This is a genomic window from Pseudodesulfovibrio aespoeensis Aspo-2, assembly GCF_000176915.2.
GTDB lineage: Bacteria > Desulfobacterota > Desulfovibrionia > Desulfovibrionales > Desulfovibrionaceae > Pseudodesulfovibrio > Pseudodesulfovibrio aespoeensis.
The window spans coordinates 47,338-66,456 of sequence record NC_014844.1; the positions used below are offsets into that span (position 1 = coordinate 47,338).

General features: G+C 65.1%; 22 protein-coding genes. 7 read left to right on the forward strand and 15 right to left on the reverse strand.

Annotation, left to right across the window (positions count from 1 at the left end):
* Nucleotides 1-4: 4 nt before the first annotated feature.
* Together DAES_RS00200 and DAES_RS00205 are read right to left on the reverse strand one after the other, a co-directional pair.
* Entirely contained in the window at nucleotides 5-934 is a 930-nt protein-coding gene (locus DAES_RS00200) for a universal stress protein (RefSeq protein ID WP_013513006.1), read from the reverse strand.
* Nucleotides 935-944: 10 nt separating this feature from the next.
* Entirely contained in the window at nucleotides 945-2,369 is a 1,425-nt protein-coding gene (locus DAES_RS00205) for an SLC13 family permease (protein ID WP_041271496.1), read from the reverse strand.
* A 177-nt stretch (nucleotides 2,370-2,546) separates the two neighbouring features.
* Here DAES_RS00205 and ilvN point away from each other — a divergent pair, with 177 nt between their 5' ends.
* From ilvN to DAES_RS00230, 5 genes are all read left to right on the forward strand, one after another.
* A complete protein-coding gene (gene ilvN, locus DAES_RS00210) occupies nucleotides 2,547-3,026 on the forward strand; it encodes an acetolactate synthase small subunit (protein ID WP_013513008.1) in 480 nt (159 codons plus the stop codon).
* A gap of 3 nt (nucleotides 3,027-3,029) precedes the next feature.
* The gene (locus tag DAES_RS00215; protein WP_013513009.1) at nucleotides 3,030-3,992 is read left to right on the forward strand and encodes a phosphate acyltransferase; all 963 of its coding nucleotides are present in this window, start codon (nucleotides 3,030-3,032) and stop codon (nucleotides 3,990-3,992) included.
* Nucleotides 3,989-5,122 carry a butyrate kinase gene (gene buk, locus DAES_RS00220; RefSeq protein ID WP_013513010.1) on the forward strand — a complete coding sequence of 378 codons (1,134 nt, stop codon included), beginning with the start codon at nucleotides 3,989-3,991 and terminating at the stop codon, nucleotides 5,120-5,122. The genes DAES_RS00215 and buk overlap by 4 nt, the downstream gene beginning before the upstream one ends.
* Nucleotides 5,123-5,327: 205 nt before the next feature.
* Nucleotides 5,328-6,206: a CheR family methyltransferase gene (locus tag DAES_RS00225; protein ID WP_013513011.1), complete on the forward strand. Its 879-nt coding sequence runs from the start codon at nucleotides 5,328-5,330 to the stop codon at nucleotides 6,204-6,206.
* 29 nt (nucleotides 6,207-6,235) lie between these two features.
* Complete coding sequence (locus tag DAES_RS00230; RefSeq protein ID WP_013513012.1) at nucleotides 6,236-7,456, forward strand: HDOD domain-containing protein; 1,221 nt, start codon at nucleotides 6,236-6,238, stop codon at nucleotides 7,454-7,456.
* Nucleotides 7,457-7,584: 128 nt separating this feature from the next.
* On the opposite strand, the gene DAES_RS00235 is transcribed toward DAES_RS00230, so the two are convergent.
* The 8 genes from DAES_RS00235 to DAES_RS00270 form a co-directional block, all read right to left on the reverse strand.
* Nucleotides 7,585-8,595: a bile acid:sodium symporter family protein gene (locus tag DAES_RS00235; RefSeq protein WP_013513013.1), complete on the reverse strand. Its 1,011-nt coding sequence runs from the start codon at nucleotides 8,593-8,595 to the stop codon at nucleotides 7,585-7,587.
* A 109-nt stretch (nucleotides 8,596-8,704) separates the two neighbouring features.
* Nucleotides 8,705-8,917 carry an electron transport complex, RnfABCDGE type, subunit B gene (locus DAES_RS00240; protein ID WP_013513014.1) on the reverse strand — a complete coding sequence of 71 codons (213 nt, stop codon included), beginning with the start codon at nucleotides 8,915-8,917 and terminating at the stop codon, nucleotides 8,705-8,707.
* Between the two features lie 108 nt (nucleotides 8,918-9,025).
* Nucleotides 9,026-9,670, reverse strand: a complete 645-nt coding sequence (locus tag DAES_RS00245) for a TPM domain-containing protein (protein WP_013513015.1) — start codon at nucleotides 9,668-9,670, stop codon at nucleotides 9,026-9,028.
* Nucleotides 9,671-9,686: 16 nt separating this feature from the next.
* Complete coding sequence (locus DAES_RS00250; protein WP_041271288.1) at nucleotides 9,687-10,475, reverse strand: TPM domain-containing protein; 789 nt, start codon at nucleotides 10,473-10,475, stop codon at nucleotides 9,687-9,689.
* A gap of 7 nt (nucleotides 10,476-10,482) precedes the next feature.
* Complete coding sequence (locus DAES_RS00255) at nucleotides 10,483-11,082, reverse strand: LemA family protein (RefSeq protein WP_013513017.1); 600 nt, start codon at nucleotides 11,080-11,082, stop codon at nucleotides 10,483-10,485.
* A gap of 82 nt (nucleotides 11,083-11,164) precedes the next feature.
* Complete coding sequence (locus tag DAES_RS00260; protein WP_013513018.1) at nucleotides 11,165-11,617, reverse strand: hypothetical protein; 453 nt, start codon at nucleotides 11,615-11,617, stop codon at nucleotides 11,165-11,167.
* A gap of 113 nt (nucleotides 11,618-11,730) precedes the next feature.
* Nucleotides 11,731-12,192, reverse strand: a complete 462-nt coding sequence (locus tag DAES_RS00265) for a cereblon family protein (RefSeq protein WP_013513019.1) — start codon at nucleotides 12,190-12,192, stop codon at nucleotides 11,731-11,733.
* Nucleotides 12,193-12,369: 177 nt separating this feature from the next.
* Entirely contained in the window at nucleotides 12,370-12,978 is a 609-nt protein-coding gene (locus tag DAES_RS00270) for a LysE/ArgO family amino acid transporter (protein ID WP_013513020.1), read from the reverse strand.
* Nucleotides 12,979-13,078: 100 nt separating this feature from the next.
* Here DAES_RS00270 and DAES_RS00275 point away from each other — a divergent pair, with 100 nt between their 5' ends.
* Complete coding sequence (locus DAES_RS00275; RefSeq protein WP_013513021.1) at nucleotides 13,079-14,008, forward strand: LysR family transcriptional regulator ArgP; 930 nt, start codon at nucleotides 13,079-13,081, stop codon at nucleotides 14,006-14,008.
* 85 nt (nucleotides 14,009-14,093) lie between these two features.
* Here the strand turns inward: DAES_RS00275 and DAES_RS00280 are convergent, their stop codons facing one another.
* The gene (locus tag DAES_RS00280; protein ID WP_013513022.1) at nucleotides 14,094-15,458 is read right to left on the reverse strand and encodes an aminotransferase-like domain-containing protein; all 1,365 of its coding nucleotides are present in this window, start codon (nucleotides 15,456-15,458) and stop codon (nucleotides 14,094-14,096) included.
* 114 nt (nucleotides 15,459-15,572) lie between these two features.
* On the opposite strand from DAES_RS00280, the gene DAES_RS00285 reads away from it, so the two are divergent.
* On the forward strand, nucleotides 15,573-16,166 hold the full coding sequence (locus tag DAES_RS00285) for a LysE family translocator (protein ID WP_013513023.1): 594 nt from the start codon (nucleotides 15,573-15,575) through the stop codon (nucleotides 16,164-16,166).
* On the opposite strand, the gene DAES_RS00290 is transcribed toward DAES_RS00285, so the two are convergent.
* Genes DAES_RS00290 through DAES_RS17130 form a run of 4 tightly spaced genes read right to left on the reverse strand, consistent with a single transcriptional unit; the run spans nucleotide 16,163 to nucleotide 19,072 of the window.
* On the reverse strand, nucleotides 16,163-17,560 hold the full coding sequence (locus DAES_RS00290) for a class II fumarate hydratase (protein ID WP_013513024.1): 1,398 nt from the start codon (nucleotides 17,558-17,560) through the stop codon (nucleotides 16,163-16,165). The genes DAES_RS00285 and DAES_RS00290 overlap by 4 nt on opposite strands.
* Nucleotides 17,561-17,613: 53 nt before the next feature.
* On the reverse strand, nucleotides 17,614-18,099 hold the full coding sequence (locus tag DAES_RS17865; RefSeq protein WP_236608433.1) for an RHS repeat-associated core domain-containing protein: 486 nt from the start codon (nucleotides 18,097-18,099) through the stop codon (nucleotides 17,614-17,616).
* Entirely contained in the window at nucleotides 18,068-18,481 is a 414-nt protein-coding gene (locus DAES_RS17870) for an RHS repeat domain-containing protein (RefSeq protein ID WP_013513025.1), read from the reverse strand. The genes DAES_RS17865 and DAES_RS17870 overlap by 32 nt, the downstream gene beginning before the upstream one ends.
* A gap of 54 nt (nucleotides 18,482-18,535) precedes the next feature.
* Nucleotides 18,536-19,072, reverse strand: coding sequence for a hypothetical protein (locus DAES_RS17130; protein WP_013513026.1), 537 nt, complete (start codon nucleotides 19,070-19,072; stop codon nucleotides 18,536-18,538).
* Nucleotides 19,073-19,119: the final 47 nt, after the last annotated feature.

Below are 19,119 nucleotides of genomic sequence, written 5' to 3' on the forward strand. Positions count from 1 at the left end.
GCGCCTATTTGACGATGAGCACCGAGTTCCTGGCCCGGGCCGCCACCTCGTGGGCCACGCTGAAGGTCTTGGCAAACCACGGCTTGGCCGACTCGGCCATGACGATCAGGGAGAAGTCGTACCCGATTTCGGTGATGATTTCCGCCGGATTGCCCACCTCCACCAGCAGCTCGTGCGGCGTGACGCCGTGTTCCCTGAAGTAGGCGTCGGCCTCGTTAACGGCGCGCTGCGCGCTCTCGCGTCCGGCCTCGTCCGGGGCCACAGACAGGAGGGTGGACGGGCAGTCGCACGCCTTGGCGTAGCGCACGGCGCGGTCCAGCATGGCCTGTGAGCGCTTAGTCTCCTGCACGCAGACGAGGTGGCCGTGGCCCGGCTCCAGGTGGCGGGCCACGATCACGGGCCGCGCGCAGTGGGCGGCCACGGTCAGGGCCAGGGACTTGGGCGTGAAATATCGGCGCAGCCCCTCCACCGGCTTGGGCGAGCCGCCCACGATGACCAGATCCGCGTCGAACCGCTCGGCTTCGTCCGCCACCGTGCTGGTCACGTCCGGGCTGATGCGCAGCTTGAGCGACACGGTGCCGCCGCACGGGTTCTCGTACTCGCGGATATATTCGCCCGCCGGGTCGCCGCTGATCTCCGCGTGCCGCCACTCGGCCTCGCCCTTGATCTCGCCCAGCTCAAGCAGGATGTCGCGGGCCTTGCGCAGGGCGGTCATGCCGGGCAGCTCCAGGCCCCAGTCGAGGATGTTCTGGCGGGCCACGCGCACCTCCATGCCGCCCGAGTTCAGGCCGCTGTCCTGGGCGCGGACGTAGAGCAGCCCGATGTCGGCGCAGCTGTGCCGGGCCAGCCGGGCCGCGAACTTCAGCCCGGCGAACGCCTCCGGGCCTCCGCCGATGCAGATGAGAATCCTCAGGGGGGTCTGGTCCTGTGTCATGACCATCTCCTTACAGCCCGACCAGGGGCCAGTACAGTTTCGACGCCAGCAGTAGCACGGCAAAGGACATGAGCGCCATGCGCCAGCCCACCCGCATGAAGTCCGAGGAGCGCAGGTAGCCGGACGAATGGACAATGGTCGAGGCCGGGGTGCCGATGACCGTGAAATAGGCAAAGGCGCTGGACATGGCCGTGGTCATGCCCACGGCCAAAGGGTTGCTCCCGGACTCCATGGCAATGGACAGGACAATGGGGCCGAGCACGGCCACGGCAGCCCCGTTGCTCATGGTGTTGGTCAGCAGGGTTGTCAGGATCATGACTGCGGCCAGCAGGCCGATGCCCCGGTCCATGCCCAGCGGGGCCAGCCCGTCCATGAACAGCCCGGCCAGCCAGGCCGCGGCCCCGGTGTCGCGCATCTGCACGCCCAGGGATATGGCTGCGGCATAGAGCAGGACCACGCCCCAGTTGACGCCCGAGTTGATGTCCTGCCAGCGGACCAGCCCGGTGACCAGAAACAGGGTGGCCCCGAGGATGGCGATGGTGCCCATGCCCACCTCGGACGAAAACCCCACCCAGCCCACCAGGGTCAGCAGGAAGAGCCCGATGGCCAGATAATGCTGTCCGGTCAGCGCGCCCTCCTCGCCCACCTGCGCCTTGAGCGTGTCCACAGCCGGGCCGAGGTCCGCCATGTCGGTTTTGAAGGTCCGGCGCAGGATCAGGTGCATCAGGGGCAGCTGGACCAGGAAGACCGGGTAGGCGTAGATCATCCACTTGAGATAGCTGACGCTGAAGACATGGGTGGCCGGATCGTCGGCCACAAAAAAGAAGTCGCGCAGGTAGTCGATCATGATGGCGTTGCGCGCCCCGCCCGACGGGGTGCCGATGCCCGCCATGGCGCAGGCGTAGGAGATGGAAAAGAGCAGGATCACGGCCAGTCCGCGTCGTTTGTCCTCGTCGTCCGTGGCCAGCTGGAGCAGGGACAGGGCCACGGGCAGCATCATGGCCGCCACCGTGTGCTCGCCGACGAACGAGGCCAGGATGCCGGAAAAGATCGAAATACCAAACGCTATGTTATATGTATTCGATCCCGTAATACTGACGATGAGCAGGGCAAGCCGCTTGTCGAGCTTCTGCTTGACCAGGGCCACGGCCAGCATGAGCGAGCCCATGATGAACAGGACCGAATCCTTCATCAGCGAGCTGGCCACCAGCGACGAATCGAGATCGAGCAGGAAGACCTGGCCCAGGATGATGAGCAGGGCCACGGCAGGCAGGGGGATGGGCTCGGTGACGAACAGGATGGTGGCGCCGACGGTCATGATCAGCACCCGCCATCCTTGGGGCGAAATCCCCTCTGGTGCGGGCGCGAGGAGCATGGCCGCCTGGATGACCAGGGTGATGAGGAACCACCGTTTTTCGCGCAGATAGTGTACCATGTTCAAGCCAGCGTACACCATTTCGCGGTCCGTTGCCACCTCTGGCGTGCGTGGCGCGGCCCTTGCCGGGGTTCCTGCCCATGCCGTTGTCGGGCGGCTTTTCATTTTGCCCGGCTTGGGATAATCACGGGGAGGGAGGGGCATGGCCCCGCAGCCTGTCAAACCGAGGAGAAGCCCTTGAAACGCACCATTTCCGCCCTGGCCCGCAACGAGCCGGGCGTGCTTGCCAAGATGGCCACGGAGTTCAGCCGCTATGCGGCCAACATTCTGTCCCTGGCCGCCGGGGAGACGGAAAACCCCCAGGTCTCCCGCATCGTTGCCTGCATCGAGGGGGACAACGCGGCCCTGGACGAGATCAGCCGCTATCTGGAGGGGCTTGAGACCATCATCCAGGTGGACGACCTGTCGCGCAAGGATTTCGTGGACCGCGAGCTGGTTCTGGTCAAGGTGGTCATGGACCCTGAGCGCACAGCCCAGCTGATGCAGGTCTTTGAGGTCTTCCGGGCCAGCGTGGTGGGCATGGGCCAGGAGACCATCACCGTGGAGATGGCCGGCGACCAGGAGCGGGTCGAGGGGCTCATCCACATGCTCAAGCCCTATGGCATCAAGTCCATGTGCCGCTCGGGCATGATCGCCCTCAAGCGCGGGGACGAATAGTCCATGGCGGAGTGGTCCGTGACCAGCAACAACGCGCCCATCGCCAGCCTGGACGCGCTGGTGCGCGCCGCCCGCAGCCACGGGCCGGGCGGGACCATGCCCAGGGTGGCCATTGCCCGGTCAGCCGAGGGGTTTGTGCTCCGGGCCGGGATCGAGGCCTTTGAGCGCGGCATTGCCGAGCCTATCCTCATCGGCGACCTGGACGCCACCCGGCGCATCGCCGATGCGCGCGGTCTGGACATCTCCCCCTTTCGCTCCATTGACATGGGCGACGACCAGCAGGCCGTGGCCGAGGCCGTGCGCCTGTTTCGCCAGGGGGAGGCCCAGCTGATCATGAAGGGGCTGGTGCCCACGGTCACCCTGCTCAAGGGGGTGCTGGACAAGGAAACCGGCGTGCCCCATCCCTCGCGCATCCTCAGCCATGTGGCGGTCTTCGAGTCGCCCCTGGACGGGCGGCTGATGCTCATGACCGATCCGGGCGTGAACATCAATCCCAACCTGCAACGCAAGGCGGACATCCTCAGGAACGCCTTGGATGTGGCCCGCTGCCTGGGCATGGACAGGCCGCGTGTCGCCATTCTGGCGGCCACGGAGAAGGTCAACTACCCGGCCATGCCCGCCACGCTGGACGCCGATATCCTGACCAAGATGGCGGCCAGGGGCGAGTTCGGCGATGCGGTGGTGGCCGGACCGCTCTCCCTGGATCTGGCCCTGTCCGGCGAAATCGCGGCCTGCAAGCGGTTCGAAAGCCCGGTGGCCGGGTGCGCCGACATTCTGGTCACCCCCAACATCGAGGCGGGCAACATCCTCTACAAGTCCCTGTCCGTGTTCTGCGGCTGCGTCATGGCCGCCGTGGTGGTGGGCAGCCTGGTGCCGGTGGTGGTCCCGTCGCGCGGCGATTCCAATGCCAGCAAATTTCTCTCCATTGCCCTGGCCAGCCTGCTGGCCCGCCGGACACGCGCATGAAGAGCGGGAAAGCACGGCGCAAAGACGGGCACCCCCTGCGGATATTTGTCATCAATCCCGGCTCCACCTCCACCCGGCTGGCCCTGTATGCGGGCGGACAGGCCGTGTTCTCGCGCGAGTTCCAGCACGACAAGGCCGAGATCGCCCGATTCCCCCATGTCGCGGACCAGTTCGCCTACCGGCTGGCTGCCGTGGAAACGGCCCTGGCCGACGGGCGCATTGATCCCGGCACTCTGGATGGCGTGGCTGGCCGTGGTGGGCTGCTGCGTCCCATGGAGGGCGGTGTTTACGAAGTGTCCGACGCAATGCTCGATGATCTGCAATCGGCCCGTTACGGCGAGCACGCCTGCAACCTGGGCGCGTCCCTGGCGCGCGAGGTGGCACGACGGGCCGGGGTGGGCGCGTACATCGTCGACCCGGTGGTCACGGACGAGCTGGCAGACGTGGCCCGGATTACCGGCCTGCCGGATATCCGCCGCCGCAGCCTGTTCCACGCCCTGAGCCAGCGTGGCGCGGCGCGCACTGCGGCGGCCCGGCTCGGCGTGGCTTATGGTGAGGCGGATTTCATCGTCTGCCACATGGGCGGGGGCATCTCCATCGGCGCGCACCGGCGCGGGCGGGTGGTGGAGGTGGTCAACGCCCTGGACGGCGAGGGGCCGTTCTCGCCCGAGCGCACGGGCGGACTGCCGCTTGTGCCGGTGCTGGAGATGCTTGAGCGCGGGGAGCAGACCCCGGCCACGCTCAAGCGGGCCGTGCTGCGCGAGGGCGGGCTTTTCGCCCACCTGGGCACCAACGACCTGCGCGAGGTCGTCCGGCGCATGGGCGAAAACGACGACCAGGCGCGCACCCTGTTCCAGGCCCTGGCCTACGGGGTTTCCCGGCACATCGGCTCCCTGGCCCCGGCCCTGGCGGACGAGGCCGGGCGCGTGACCGTGGCCGCGGTAGTGCTTACGGGCGGGTTGGCCCGCAGCGCGCAACTTGTCCATGAAATTATGAGGATGGTCGGCTATCTCGGCCCGGTGGAGGTGGTCACTGGCGACGAGGAGATGGCGGCCCTGGCCGGGGGTGTGATCCGCGCCCTGACCGGGGCGGAGCCGGTCAAGACCTATGGCCCGGCAGGCGGGCTGTGACCCGGCGCGCCGGTGTCGCGGCTGCTTTGTCCGTTGACCGAGCAAAAACGCCCTGTTACCGAAAGAGACTCCCCGCAGGAGCCGAAGCATGGTATGTGTCACAGGCGGTTGCGTGAATATAATTGCCATGGCAGGTGGCTCCCCATAGCTTTTCCCGGGGCCGTCCGGCACAAGGCGGCTCACTCCGGGCACAAGGACAACGTGGATGGGATCGCTTTTTTCCAACGCCATATCACTGCGTAAAAGTGTCGGAATTTCCGACGCCGAGTTCATGCAGTTGCGCGACTTCATTTACGAAAAATGCGGCATTTTCGTGGACATCAAGCGCAAGTATCTCTTTGAGAGTCGTTTTTCCAAGCGGTTGAACGACCTGGGCCTGCCCGGATTCGCCGACTACATCAAGTATCTCAAGTTCGATATGCGCAAGAATGAAGAGCTGGCAACGCTCTTTGAGCTGGTGACCACCAACGAGACGAGCTTCTGCCGCGACGGCAAGCAGCTGGAAGCGTTCCAGGACAAGGTGCTCAAGGAGGTGCTCGACGCCCAGCGCAAGGCGGGGCGGCTGGAGCTGAACATCTGGTCCGCCGGGTGTTCGTCGGGCGAGGAGCCGTACACCCTGTCCATCCTCCTGCACGAGACCCTGCGCGCCGAAATCGCCCGCTGGCGTATTGCCATCACCGCCGTGGACCTGTCCAGGGCCATGGTCGAGCGGGCCAGGGAAGGCGTGTACGCCGACTACGCCTTCAAGACCACGCCCGACGACATCCGGCAGAAATATTTTGTCAACTCGCCGAGCGGCTGGAAGATCAAGCCCGAAGTGGCCCGGATCGTCACCTTTCAGGAGATGAACCTGAACGACCCCCTGGCCTTGAAGCGGGTTCCGCGTTCGCATATCGTTTTCTGCCGGAATGTGGTAATTTACTTTGATGACGCCATGAAGCGGAAGGTGGTCAGTTCGTTCTACGACAACCTCCTGCCCGGCGGGTATCTGATGCTTGGCCATTCCGAGACACTGCACAAGGTCTCGTCCTCGTTCAAGCCCGTTTACCACCCCGGAACCATCGCGTACCTGAAGGAAGGCTAGGCAGTCAGTGCCTGCACGGAGGAAATGTTTTGGCTCTCACACCCCTTGATCAACTGACCGCCGGCATGGTTCTGTCCGGCGACCTGAAGTCTGCCGACGGCAGGCTGCTCTTCAGGTCCGGCACACCTCTGGAGGCCCGGCACATTGAGCTGCTCCGGCGCGTCGGGGTGTCGGGTGCCGAGGTAGAACCTCCGGCGAGCGAGCTGCCGCCCGAGACCCTCAGGGAAATCGAGGAGTATGTCAGGGGCTTCTTCCTCTATGCCAACCCGGACAGCGCGCCGGTCATCGCCATGTTCCGCATGGCCCTCGAAATGACCGGCGAGGCCGTGTCCAAGGGATGGCAGCTGCCGGACGCGAATACCCGCCGGGCGGCCAGCGTCGAGCACATGCAGGATATCTTCCTCAAAGGCATGGGCACGCCCGAAACCATCGCTAGGCACGAGACCGAGCTGGCGAGTTTTCCGGACATCTATTTCCGCATCAGGGAGGTGCTGGAGGACGAGAGCGCCTCGTCGGCCCGCATCGCCAAGGTGGTGGGCACGGACATGAGCCTGTCGGCCAAGCTCATCAAGCTGGTCAACAGCCCGCTCTACGGCCTGTCCCAGCCCATCGACTCCATCAGCCGGGCCGTGACCCTGGTGGGGGCCAAGGAGCTCTCCACCCTGGCCCTGGGCATTTCGGCCATCAATTATTTCAAGGATATCCCTCACGAACTGGTGGATATGCGCACCTTCTGGCGGCACTCCATCACCTGTGGCATCTTTGCCAAGATCCTGGCCGGAACCCAGGTTGGCATCTCGCCGGAGCGCAGCTTCATCGCCGGGCTGCTCCACGACGTGGGCAGGCTGATCCTGTTCAAGAAACTGCCCTACGCCTCCACCGAGGCCATGCTCTTTGCCCGTGAGAACTCCATCCCCCTGGTGGAGGCCGAGCGCGCGGTCATGGACTTCACCCACACCGACATCAGCCGCCCGCTGCTTGCGGCCTGGAAGTTCCCGGAGGAGCTGGCGGACATGATCAACTACCACCACAATCCCATGGAATTTCCCAATCCGCTCGAACCGGCCATCGTCCATGTGGCCGACTGCCTGACCAATGCGGTGGAGATCGCCCAGGGGGGCATGTATGTGGTGCCGGACGTGGACGAAGACGCCTGGGAACTGCTCGGCCTTGACGCCGAGACCGTGCTGGTCGCGGCTGCGGACCGGTACTGCGAGCAGATCGACAACATCCTCGAAGCGTTCTTCTAGACCACGCCAAAACGTCCGGCTGGCGCGTCTTTCTTGGCGTTTCCACGGCGGACCACAACTATCCGCAACTCCCGGAATAGCCGCTCCATCCATCCCATCCGCAACAATCGCGGTATCCGCAGACCGGGTCAGTCCGTTGCGGTGTTGCGCTGCGTGGCGGCTTCGGCTTTGGTCAGGTCGTTGCGGAGCATGCCCGCCACCAGGGCGCTGTCAAAGACCACCTGGCAGACATAGAAGACGAGGATGGGGAAGATGGCCAGGGGGTGATGGGCCGCGTAGGTCATGCTCCACAGGGCCACGGACAGGGACATGGGCTTTTCGGCGGTGATGAACAGGAACGAGCGCGAGGCCGGAATCTCCATGCGCAGCCACTTGCGGCTCGCCACATGGGCCGCGCCGACCATGATCACATGGAGCAGGACGCAGGGGATGATGATGTGCGCGAGGTCACTGAGGCGCAGAGAGTGGAACAGGGCGGATTCGCTGGAGCAGGAGGTGTAGACCAGGATGACGATGCAGACCATGGGCACGTGCCGGGTCATGCGCTCTGTCCGGGCGGGCAGGGTGGGGAACGCCCGGCGCAACAGCTGCCCGGCGATGGCCGGGATGAAGAGGTAGAAGAGCAGGTTTTGCAGCACGGCCATTTCGCTGACATGGGCCGCGCCCCCCACCCACAGGGCGATGTTGGCCGGGATGGTGGCGATGCCGATGAGGTTGAGGGAGACGAGCAGAATGACCGCTGTCAGCGGATCGCCCCCGGCGCTGGCGGCCATGGCCATGGCCGCCTCCAGCGAGGTGGGCAGGCTGGCCAGGAGGATGAACCCGATGTGGAAGTCGGCCTCCAGGCCGAAAAGCGCGGACAGCCCGGCGGCCAGCAGGGGATAGCAGACCACCGAGACCAGGGCGGCCACCCCGATCATGGCCGCATAGTCGCGAATCCTGCCGCAGCCCTTAAAAGACATGTGCAGCCCCTGGATGGCGAAGATCAGGGCCACCAGCGGGGCGTTGACATCAAAGGCGCCAAGGATCGACTCGGGAACCGGGTGGTGCATGCTCAGCCAAATGGCGCCGAGAATGCCGAGCAGCAGCAGGTTCTTGCGGACGAGATGGCGGAATGCGTCGAGGAGGCGGTGGGTCATGGCGGCCTGTGGCAAAGGGTGGATGACGGCGGAACAACTACGCTCCGGGAGTCAGTACACCAATTCCCGCTGCCGTGCCAGCCTCGCCGGGTCAGTCTGTCGGGGCTGGTCAGGACGGGCAGGGCAGGGCGTCGCGGCCTGTGACGCAGGCCGTCTCGTACAGGTCTTCATCGCCGGGCGTTTCGCAGTCCGGTCCTTCCAGGCTGGCCAGGGCGCGGGTCAGCATCAGCGCATTGGGGCTCGCGCTCCGGGTGCAGCGCAGCAGGGTGAGCCCGGCAAGGGCGATGGCGAGAAACGCGGCCAGAAAAACGGCATTGCACATGGCGGGTCTCCTTTGATCCAGAAGACCAGCCACAGGTGACTGTTTGGCGAAGGCGCGGTGACTCTTCGGTGAATTTCCGCCCTGGCAGGGCGGTCGCGTCAAGGGCGGCTAGCGGGCCTCGCCGTCGATGATCAGGTTGGGCAGTTCGTCGGTGTCGTCGGCCTTGATGGGGAAATGCTCGGCGATAAGCTCGCCGCAGCGGGCCACGCCTTGGCACAGGGCCTCGCCGGGATGCCCCTGGCGGATGCCCTCGGTGACCATGGCCACCACCTCTTCCCAGACCCTGGGGTCCACCTTGTCGTTGATGCCCTTGTCGGCCAGCACCTGGACGCAGCGCTCATAGACCGAGACGTAGATGATGATGCCGGTCAGGTCGCGGGTGCGGTGCAGTCCGTTGAGGTAAAAGGCCGTGACAGCCGCCTCCTCCACCTCGGCGCGCATCTCGCTCCTGGTGATGAAGGGCTTTTTCAGGGCCGGCAGAGCGGCCAGCAGCCGCGAGAGGACAAGATAGAGGCCAAGGAACAGGGCGAGAAAGGTCCACATGTCGTCGCGGCCCAGCAGGGTGACCCCGGCCAGGGCGGCCAGGATGGCGAGCATCAGCCCGCCCAGATGGCTGGCACGGGGGTAGTCGTAGCTGCAAGAGGCGATCACCGGCACGATCTCGCCGGAGGTGCGCGTTTCCACGTCCTTGACGCAGGCCTTCTGGGCGTCCTGCTCTTCCTTGGTCAGCAAGGTCTGTGCGAGAGTGGTCATGGTCTGTCCTTGATGTTTACCAGCCGCCGGACGCGCCGCCGCCGCCGAATCCGCCGCCGCCGAATCCACCGAATCCGCCCCCGCCGCCAAGGCCGCCCCCGCCGCCGCGATGGGAACCGCCGAGCATAGAGAGCAGGAACAGGGCCGAGGCTGCGGAGCCGACGCCGGAGCGGCCCGTGGCCTGTTGGTCGCGGCTCAAGGATGCCCGCTTGCCGCGTCCGAACAGCTCGGTGGCAAAGATGATCAGGAGCATGGGCAGCACGATCAGGGGCAGGACCGAGCCCTTGCCGCGCGAGCCTGTGCCGGTCGGCGCGACAAACTCGCCGCGCACAGCCTGGGCAATGGCCGTGGCCCCGGCCATGAACCCGCCGTCAAAGTCCCCGGCCCGAAAGTGGGGGATGATGATCGAGTCGATGATCTGCCCGGCCATGACATCGGTGAGCACGCCCTCAAGGCCGTAGCCCACCTCGATGCGCACTTGCCGCTCGGCCTGGCTGACGATGAGGATGACGCCGTTGTCCTCCTTGGCCTGTCCCACCTTCCAGGTGTCGGCCACGCGGATGGAGAACGCCTCCAGGGAGTCGCCTTCCAGGGACGGCACGGTGAGCACGGCCACCTGGGTGGAGTCCGTGCTCTCCAGATCGGCCAGCAGGGAGTCCAGGGCCTGCCGGGTGGCCGGGGCCATCATGTTGGCCGTGTCCGTGATCCGCCCGGCAAAGGGCGGCACGTCAAGGGCCGAGGCCCCGGACGCGCAGAGCGTCAGCCATGCCGCGCACAGAATGGTTGCGAGCAGTGAGCGCACCATGCCTCCGTCAGGACTGCGTGCCAAAGCTGACAGCGGGCGCGGCCTTGGCTCCGGGATCGGCCTGGAAGAATTCCTTGCGCTCCAGGTGGAGCAGCAGGGAGTTGGTCAGCGAGTTGGGGAAGCTGCGGATGGAGCCGTTGAAGGCCCGGACTGCGTCGTTGTACCGCTGGCGAGCCACGTTGATGCGGTTTTCCGTGCCTTCGAGCTGGTGCTGGAGGGCGAGATAGTTCTGGTTCGCCTTGAGGTCGGGATACCGCTCCACCACCACCATCAGCCGCGACAGGGCAGAGGATATCTCGCCCTGGGCCGCCTGGAAGTTGGCAAGGGCCTGCTTGTCGGTCAGCATCTCGGGCGAGAGCGTCATCTGGGTGGCCTTGGCCCGGGCGTCGATGACCGCCTGGAGGGTCTCGCGCTCATGGGCAGCGGCTCCCTTGACCGTCTCCACGAGGTTGGGGATCAGGTCGGCGCGGCGTTGCAGGGTGGCCTCCAGGTCGCCCCAGGCGGCAAAGACCGTTTCCTCCTGCTGCTGCAGGGCGTTGTAGCCGCACCCGGCCAGGGACATGACAACAACAAGGGCCGCGAGGGCCGAGAAAAAGCGTTTGAACATGGATGATTCCGTTGTTTTGGGGTTCTCGGGACAGCACAGAGATGCGTACCCGTGCGGAAAAGTCAAGGCCGGGCGGTGTTGTTCACGCCTGCTTCTTCTTTTTTGCCGTCCGTTTGAGGCGTTTGCCCGCAGCCAGAAGCCTGCGCAGCTCGGCAGCGGCCTCGACCGCGTCGTCCGCATGGAGCAGGAGCCGCTCGGCAGAAGTCTGGAAATGCCAGCCCACTGGCCGGGTCAAGAGCTTGGCCCCGCGAGATTCGAGGTATTCCAGGGCCTCGGTCTCGGCAGCCACGCATTCCATCTCGGCCAGGATGGCGCGCCGCTCCCGCATGTCGCGCATGCGCTGGGAAATCTCGTAGGCAGAGCGCAGGATGTCGTCCGGCTGCACGTCGGTGGTCTTCTTGCGACCCGAAAGATGCCGTTGCAGTTCGTTGAGGTCTTCCTTCAGCTCCTTGATTTCGAACAGGGCCTTTTCATTTGAGTCGTCAATCTTGTCGGCAAGTTGCTTGTATATGGCGCGGAGTTTGTGCGTGGACATGTCACCTGCTTTCGAGTTGCGGTTGGGCTCGTGCCTGGCCTGTTCCCGCCAAAACTAGCGCATTTTTGCAGGCCAGCGCAACCGCCTTGGCCCAGGAATTTCCCTTCAGGCCGTCAGGAATGGTCCTCGTCCGCCTCGATCAGCGCGGGCAGGATCAGGCCGAAAAAGGCGTGGCCCTGGCCGGTGTAGCGCCAGCCGAGCAGTCCGGCGCACCCGGCGCAGACCACGGCCTGCCATGCGTATCCGGCGAACCAAGTGAACTCGTCGGTCTTTGGCCCTGTGGGCAGCACATTGCGGGCCGAGGCAAAGCAACCCAGGTCAAAGACAAGACCGTGAGGGTTGAAAAAGACATGGCGATGGGAGCCGTCCACCTCCACAGACAGCTCCGGGCGGGTCACCATGGTGCGGCAGGTGCGGCACACAAGCACAGGACGCGCCGTGCCAGGGTTTGACCCCGGATCAGGCGCGTTGTCGGGAGTGGCCTGGTTAGGATCGCGGTCCTTGCCGGGCGCGTTCTTGAAAATGGACGGGGGATGGGTCGCAGTCCGGGCTGTGTGGTGATGGGGTGCGCGCATGGCGGATTCCTCTCAGGTCTGCGGACGAGCATACGCCAGCCGGGAGGGAAAATGAAGGGTCGCCCGCAACAGGGGCAGCGAGCAAGGCAGAATTTGAATCAGTCGAACAAATTCATTATGTTGCAAATCAAATAGTCGGCTATTCAGGGCCAAAGTGCTGGGCACATAGCCGACTGTTCATGCCAGGGTGGACCGGATGAGCGAGGCGGCGATGGTCCACATGGTCAGGCAGACCAGGGAGTCGAGGACGCGCCAGGTGACCGGGCGGCGGAAGAGCGGGGCGAGCAGTCCTCCGCCCAGGCTCAAGGCCATGAACCAGACCGTGGAGGCTGCCACCGCGCCCAGGCCGAAGACGTACCGGCCCAGGCCCTCGAACCGGCCTGAGAGCGAGCCCATGAGGACCACGGTGTCAAGGTAGACATGAGGGTTGAGCAGGGTCACGGCCAGGGTCAGGGCCAGGGTGCGCTCAAGGCTCATGCCCGACTCCGTGTCCGCAGCCAGGGTGTTGCCCCGGATGGCTGCGCGCAGTGCGCCCAGACCGTACCACGCCAGGAAGGCGGCCCCGGCCCAGGCCGCTGCCGCGCCCAAGGACGGACTGGCCGCCACCAGCGCGCCCACGCCGGACACGCCCAGGCCGATGAGCAGTCCGTCGCAGACAATGCACACCCCGGCCACGGCCAGATGGTGGTTGCGCCGTACCCCCTGGGTGAGCACAAAGGCGTTTTGCGCGCCAATGGCCACGATGAGCCCGCCGCCCATGGCAAATCCCTGAAAAAACGGTGTCATGCGATCATTCCCCCTGCTGATTTCCTCTCCTCTATGCCGCATTGGCGCGTAAGGGAAACTCATTGTTTTCATCATGCATGAATTTTGCTAATGATCGGGCATGCTGGACTACAAACTTGTGGAAGCCCTGGCCGTGGTGGTGGCTGAAGGCGGGTTCGAGAAGGCGGGGCGCGTCCTGGGGCTGACCCAGTCCGCCGTGTCCCAGCGCATCCGCCTGCTGGAGGAGCTGGCCGGGTGCGTCCTGCTGGTGCGCGCGTCGCCGCCCAGGCCGACCGATGCCGGGCGCGGGATGCTCACCCTGTACCGGCAGGTGCACCACCTGGAGGAGGGCTTGTCCGCCCGGCTGGGGCTGGAATCCTCCGGGTTCGCCACCCTGGCCGTGGGCATCAATGCAGACAGTCTGGCCACCTGGTTTTTCCCGGTGGTGGACGGATTCCTGGATTCCGAGCCAGTGCTGCTGGACCTGCGCGTTGACGATCAGGCCCAGACCCACGCCCTGCTGCGCAACGGCGAGGTGCTGGGCTGCATCAGCGACCGGGCCGAGCCCATGCAGGGGTGCTCGGTCCATGTGTTGGGCGAGATGCACTACAGATTGTATGGCACTCCGGCTTACCAATCGCGCTGGTTCGCGTCCGGCGTGACCCGCGAGGGTGTGGAGCGCGCGCCCATGCTCATCTTCAACCGCAAGGACGTGATGCACGCCGCCCTGCTGGCCCAGGCCCTGGGGAGCGAGCCGTCCGGCTACACGCCCTTTTACCTGCCCTCGTCCGAGCAATTTGCCCCGGCCATCGGGTCGGGCCGGGTCTGCGGCATGCTGCCGGACGAGCAGGCACACGGGCCGGTGGGGCGCGGCGAACTGGTGGACCTCCTGCCCGGTCACGCCTTCACCGTGTCCTTGCACTGGCATTGCTGGAACCTGGAAACATCCGTCCTGACCCGGTTCACCCGCGCCCTGGTGGCCGGGGCGCGCCGTGTCCTGGCTGAGCCGCACCGCGTTCTGGTCGGGTCGAAGGCGCAGGCTTCAGGCTGATCCCGGTCGCGCGTCCCGATTCCCCTGACAGGGTGTTCCAAAAAAAGAATGATTGAAGACAGGCTATTGCAGATTGAATAGCTCGCTATGCGTCCGGCAGGAGCAAATCTCTGATCACGGTCAGGCCGTGGGTCAGGTCGGCCATGCGCTCGGTGCCGGTCAGGGAGATGCGGGCCGCTGCCGGGGGTGCGCTCTCGCCCACCACGAAGCGCTGGGCGCCGAACACGCTGACCCCGGCCTTGGCGGCCTCGGCCTCGAACCGGGCGCCGGTCCAGGGCGCGGGCAGGTCGAGCCAGAGGTAGAAGCCGCTCGGCTTGCCCCGGAAGCGCAGCCCCTCCAGCAGGTCGCACGCCTCCATGTAGCGGCGCGCGGCCTCGGCGCGCTTGGCGGCCAGGACCGCGTCCGCCGTGCCGTCGCCGATCCACATGGCGGCCAGTTCCACATTCAGGGGCGGGGTCATCCAGACAGTGTTGAGCACGGCCTGGGCCAGGGGCTTGAGCAGCTTTCTGGGGGCCACGATGAAGGCCACGCGCAGCCCGGCGGCCAGGGCCTTGGACATGCCCGCCACATAGACCGACCGCTCGCGGTCGCGGCTGCCCACCGGGGCGGCTTCGCCCGGATGGGTCAGGTCATAGGCGTCGTCCTCGATGATGAGCAGGTCGTGGGCCGCAGCCACGGCGGCAATGGCGTCGCGCCGCGCATTGGACATGCTGGCCGTGGTCGGGTTGTGCACGCCGGGCATGAGGTACACGGCCCGGATGGCGTCGCGCCGACAGGCCGTGTCCAGCCCGGCAGGGGTCATGCCTTCCTCGTCCATGGGGATGGGCACTAGCCGGATGCCGAGCATGGCGGCCAGGGTCTTGAGACCGGGATAGGTCAGCGCGTCCGTGGCGATTCGGTCGCCGCTGCGCAAGAGCCCGGCCAGGATGCAGGTCAGGGCGTGCTGCGCCCCGGCGCAGACGATGATCTCTTCGGGTCCGGCCTCCATGCCGTAGCGGGCGGCCCAGCGCGCACCTGCTGCCCGGTGCTCGGGCAGGCCGCGCGGCTCGGAGTAGCGCATGAACGCGCGCGGGTCCATGCGCCGGGCAATGCGCCGGAATCCCTCGCTCACGTCCGGGTCAAGAAAGTGCAGCGGGGTGATCAGCCCCATTTCGAGCATGCCGGGCGCGCTTGGCTCAAAGGCGACCATGGACGTGGCCGTGGCCGCGTCCGAGGCCACAAAGGTGCCCCGGCCCACCGTGGCCGAGAGCAGCCCGCGCCGCTCGGCCTCGCGGTAGCCGCGCGTCACCGTGGAGACATTGATGCCCAGCGCGTCGGCCAGCTCGCGGTGGGGCGGCAGCCGTTGGCCCGGACGCAGGACGCCGCCGGTCACGTCGCGCTCGATGGCGTCTGCCAGCTCAAGGAAGAGCGACCCGGTGTCGCGGGCCAGGGCAGGGGTCCAGGTTGTCATGCATACAATGTATTCATTGACGCCATACAATGTCAACCATACAAGCGTGAGTCAGTCCCTTCACCGATAGCAGGGGGATGGCGCGCCCGCGCCCGTCCCCACGGAGCGTACGCCATGACCCTTGAGACCTATGCCGCCTTTGTCCTGTTCGTGATCGTGATGACCGGCACTCCCGGCATCGGCAACCTGACCATGATGGCCATCGGTCAGGCCACCGGATTCCGCTCCGCGCTGCCATTTCTGGCAGGCACCACCGTGGGCATGCTCTGCCTGAACACGCTGGTGGGATTCGGCCTGGGCGGGCTGTTCATGGCCTCGCCAAGGGCGGCCTGGGCCATGAAGATCGTGGGTCTGGCCTACATCTTCTACCTGGCCTGGAAGCTCCTGCGCATGCAACTGGCCGAGGGCAGGGAGGCGCGCCGGTTCACCTTTGTGGAAGGGGTGTTCATCCACCCGCTCAACCCCAAGAGCTGGGCCATGTCCGTGGTCGGCTTCAGCCAGTTGGCCGACCCGTCCGTGGGGCTGCTCTCCCAACTGGCGGTGTTCATCCCCACCTTTTTCGTCTTCCAGGTGTCGTTTCACAGCCTGTGGGGCTGGGCCGGGTCCGTGCTCATGCGCACCCTGCGCTCCGGCTCCATGCTCGTCTGCGTCAACATCGCCCTGGTGGCCGTCATGGTCGGGGCCACGGTCTTTGCCCTTTTTGCCTAGTCGGCCTGGGGCGCGATCATGCGGGCCGGGTCAATGAGGCGGTCGAAATCCGCCTCGTCGATCAGTTTGAGGGCCAGGGCGGCCTCGCGCAGGGTGATGTTCTCGGCATGAGCGTGATGGGCGATGCGGGCCGCGTTCTCGTAGCCGATCTGCGGGCTGAGGGCCGTGACCAGCATCAGGGAGCGCTCCACATGTTCGGCGATGCGCGTATGGTCAGCCGTGAGCCCGTCGAGCAGGTGGGTGCGAAAGCTCTCCATGGCGTCGGCCAGCAACCGGATGGAGGTCATGATGTTGTGGATGATCAGGGGCTTGCTGGCGTTCATCTCCAGGGTTCCGGCCATGCCGCCCAGAGTCACGGCAGCGTCGTTGGCCACCACCTGCATGCAGACCATGGTCAGGGCCTCGCACTGGGTGGGGTTGACCTTGCCGGGCATGATGGACGAGCCGGGCTCGTTGGCCGGGAGGATCAGCTCGCCCAGCCCGGCGCGCGGGCCCGATCCGAGCAGCCGGATGTCGCAGGCGATCTTGTGCAGCGATCCGGCCAGGGCCTTGAACGCGCCCGAGAGGTGGACCAGCGCGTCGTGGCTGCCCTGGGCCGCGAACTTGTTGGGCGCGGGTGTGAAGGCCAGACCGGTCAGTCCGGCCAGGAGAGCCGTGGTCTCGACGTCAAAGCCGGGATGGGCGTTGACGCCCGTGCCCACGGCAGTGCCGCCCAGGGGCAGGCGCAGCACCTCTGCCAGGGCCGTCTCGATGCGGGCCGCGCCCTGATCGATCATGGCCGCGTAGCCGGAGAATTCCTGGCCCAGGGTCAGGGGGGTGGCGTCCTGCATATGGGTGCGCCCGATCTTGACCACCTGCGTCCACTCCCGCGCCCTGGCGGCCAAGGTGTCGCGGAAACGGCGGGCAACGGGCAGCAGGGAGCGGGTCGCGGCCAGGGCCGAGGCCACATGCATGGCCGTTGGAAACACGTCGTTGGTGGACTGGCTCATGTTGGCGTGGTCGTTGGGGTGGACCGGATCGTTTGAGCCGAGCGGCCTGTCCGAGAGTTGCGAAGCGCGGTTGGCGATGACCTCGTTGACGTTCATGTTGTACTGGGTGCCGCTCCCAGAGATCCAGACTGGCAGAGGGAACATGTCCCGGTGCTTGCCGTCCAGGATCTCGTCGCAGACCCGGACAATGAGCGCGGCAAGGTCCGGGGCAAGGTGGCCAGCCAGCGCATTGGCCTGGGCGCACACCTTCTTGACCAGGGCAAAGGATTCGACCATCTCCGGGGGCATGGGCTCGCGGCCAATGGCGAAGAGGATTAGGGCGCGCTGGGTCTGCGCCCCCCAGAGGCGGTCTGCCGGCACTTCGACCGGGCCGAGGCTGTCCGATTCCATTCTGATGTCGCTCATGGTCGGCTCCGTGGCTGCGGGTTGCCTGACAGGGTCAGTCTGCCTTTTCTGGTTCAAGCGGCAAGGGATGTCAATGAACTCCCAGGGCTGACGCATCTGATTCCCAGGCATCCCCTTGATCGGGAGGGAATGTGGGCCCGGACAAGGCTGTGACCGCTTGTAGCGGTGGACATGCAACCCCAGTCACCTATGCGGAGGCAAGGGGATAGCCACGTATTATCATCAAACCGCAAAACATCCTCAAAGAGCCCCACAGTGTCGCCAAACGCGCCTTCATGGAAACCGCGCCCAGGCTTTAGTTTGTAGTTCCCCTTATCGGTTGTCGAGCCATCCGTCCTGATCCAGTGCCAGCTATCCGGCAGAAAATTCAATGGCCTTTTTCCAAATCGGAACAGACCCAGCGGATCAACCCCGTTCACCGGGTCATCCAGACAATACCCGTACAAGTCCGGGTCGCCGCCTGCATCGCCCAAAGGATCGGGTGCGGTCCACCTGCCAGTGAAGGTATCATAGTGATTCGGGCCGTCCCTGGCCCTCACCCCTTCGGGGCGTTGCGGAAGACCGCAACGTCCAAATCCGCTGTCCTGCGGATTTGTCCCTCCACCCGAAGCGGACAAAGCCCAAGTCCCGGTCGTGCAAGGCGCCCGCGAAGCCCAGCGGGATGCGCAGGGCCGGATTGGTGGACTCGATGATGCCGCCAAAGGGGTCGTACAGGGTTTCCTGTATCACGTTGCCGCGATGGTCGGCAACCGCGCGCAGGGAGGCGATCTGGTCGTAGTGGAGAGTGAAGACCTGGCCGTCGTCGTGGTGGGCGAACTCGAAGACCGTGCCGTCCCATTCGCGGGTGGCCCGGAGCAGGCGGTGGTCCGGGGTGTACTCATAGCGCTTGTAGTTGCCGCCGCTGTTCCAGAGGATGCGCATCCCCTGCTTGTCGTGGGTGTAGCTGTTGTTTCCGGCGGCCTGGAGGCGGTTGTTCTAATGCACTATTCGTGTCGATTCACCGTGGCATTTGCCAAGTTTGGCGTCATAGCTCGGGCTGACTTTACAGTGTATCTTGCCGGAAAATGGCTCCAAGAACCTCATGGGTTCAATGACTTCAAGATCCAAGGTTAAACTATCGCCTTCACTATTAAATGGGAGATCGAAAACCAAGATTATTATAGATGTAATTCCACGATACAGTGCCATGTGAAGACTGTTTGGAGGATAAGTCAGTCCTTCGGCAATCACCCGGCCATTGGATACAAAGCTGTATTTCAAAAGGCCGTTGCCAGGCTCACTGTTGTGAAACAAGTCTTTATCTGGAACGGCTATCTCAAGTGCATAACATGTTTTATACTTGTATTTCAATGGGATTGAAATGGACTCTCCATTTTTTGTCACATCGAATGGTGCGTTGAAAATGTCCTTATAAAAACGCTCTGGCAGAAAAATGGATTGAAACCAATTCGAGTTATAAAACAGCATCCCTCCAAGAACCAATAACAAAAGAAAAATCTTCAAATTCCGCATAGAGTTGCCTTTCATCCGGGGGGGGGTAGTCTACTCCCCCGGCTGTA